Here is a 1,309-nt window from a genome sequence, read left to right as displayed (position 1 = left end):
GGTTTATTCTCCTTGGCTGAATAAAATAGAGCGGCTATGGCAATCATTGCATGAAACCGTCACACGGAACCATTGTTGCCAATATATGTGGATGCTGATCAAAAGAGTTAAGTTTTTTTTAAATGCCGCTTCAGCAAATCAATGGAAAGGGATAGGAAATATGAAACTCTCATAATTATGAAAAGTTATTTAGATAAACGGGCAATACGGGAAATTGAAGAAAACACATTGCCACCTCAGAGCAAATGATACTGAGGTGGCAGGAGTACCCATCTGTACAACGAATTACTTGGTTGGACCAGGGAATGAGTCTGCGTATTTGATAGTAAAATCTGGGAATGAGTTTACGAATTGAATTTTATAATCCGGTGATGAAGTCACTATTCGCCATTTACCTGGAGAATTCGCGGAACTCGTGACGACTTTAACTTTCAGATCAGGTGATGAGTTAACAATTTTGACCTTATAGTCTGCCCCCGAATTAACGACTTTGATATTTCCATAAATTTTAGAAACATCGACTTTGGCTTTAGCGTAAGCGCCAAACGGAAGTAGTGATATGGCGACTAATAGGGCTGCTAATTTTTTCATGTGAACTCCTGTTATTAGTAAATTCATGATAGGTGAGTCAAATATTGTAACCCTAATGATACACATATTAATGAATTTTATAATAGGGAAATAAAATGCTGCCTTGGACGCCCATTGTAAGAGTGAACACTTCCAGCGTCTTGTCCCCATGATTAATAAATACAAACGAAAGGAGCCTACTTTCATATTCATGGACAGTGCGTTAACTAAAATATAAACACCATATCATAAGCGATTCATGAGAATTGCTCGGTTAACTCTATTTATTCGTCATCACATCCCGTGGTGGCTTTTTTATTCCTATACCCATTCCCTTGAGTGGCTACAGGAATAACCCATGCTGCCACCCGTTCCCATCGCGCACCCAACGCACACGGGATGGTGGCATTTTTATTTTCACCGCGCACCGAAAGCGCCAATCTAAACATCGAACCTAACCCTATCGAAATGAGCCTTCGAGGATGCCAGTAGAGCTGGCGAGCCTTCGGTGGGCTGGTTTCCTATTTCGGCGGAGGTTCATTTCATAGAGCAGGTAATACGCATGAGTAACATCATTCCATTTGAGTATGACGGTCATCCTATTCGCTTTAATGAAGAAGGATGGATCAATGCTACAGACGTAGCGGCTAAGTTTGGTAAGGAGCCTACAGCATGGTTGAGACAAATAGATGTATTGGAATATTTATCAGCCCTGAGTAGCAAGCTATTTTCTAATTCT

General features: G+C 40.6%; 3 protein-coding genes and 2 pseudogenes. 3 read left to right on the top strand and 2 right to left on the bottom strand.

Translation table 11 applies throughout. The annotated features are described in order from the left end of the window. Positions 1–175 (top strand): annotated as a pseudogene (locus tag Xedl_RS19595) (IS630 family transposase); the annotation flags it as partial. 110 nt (positions 176–285) lie between these two features. On the opposite strand, the gene Xedl_RS19590 reads toward Xedl_RS19595, so the two are convergent. Beyond that, positions 286–591, bottom strand: coding sequence for a 7(1) septoil knot domain-containing protein (locus Xedl_RS19590; RefSeq protein ID WP_074025390.1), 306 nt, complete (start codon positions 589–591; stop codon positions 286–288). A 97-nt stretch (positions 592–688) separates the two neighbouring features. On the opposite strand from Xedl_RS19590, the pseudogene Xedl_RS33870 reads away from it, so the two are divergent. Next, positions 689–808: pseudogene (locus Xedl_RS33870) on the top strand (putative quinol monooxygenase); the annotation flags it as partial. Between the two features lie 46 nt (positions 809–854). On the opposite strand, the gene Xedl_RS28035 reads toward Xedl_RS33870, so the two are convergent. After that, positions 855–1,019 (bottom strand): hypothetical protein, encoded by a 165-nt coding sequence (locus Xedl_RS28035; protein WP_158024423.1) that lies wholly within the window; start codon positions 1,017–1,019, stop codon positions 855–857. A 113-nt stretch (positions 1,020–1,132) separates the two neighbouring features. Here Xedl_RS28035 and Xedl_RS19580 point away from each other — a divergent pair. Next, on the top strand, positions 1,133–1,309 hold a 177-nt coding region (locus Xedl_RS19580; RefSeq protein ID WP_143187505.1), incomplete at its 3' end, for a KilA-N domain-containing protein.

Source organism: Xenorhabdus eapokensis (genome assembly GCF_001908105.1).
The sequence above is the reverse complement of the archived record's forward strand: the minus strand, read 5'-3'. Positions and strand labels throughout refer to the sequence as shown.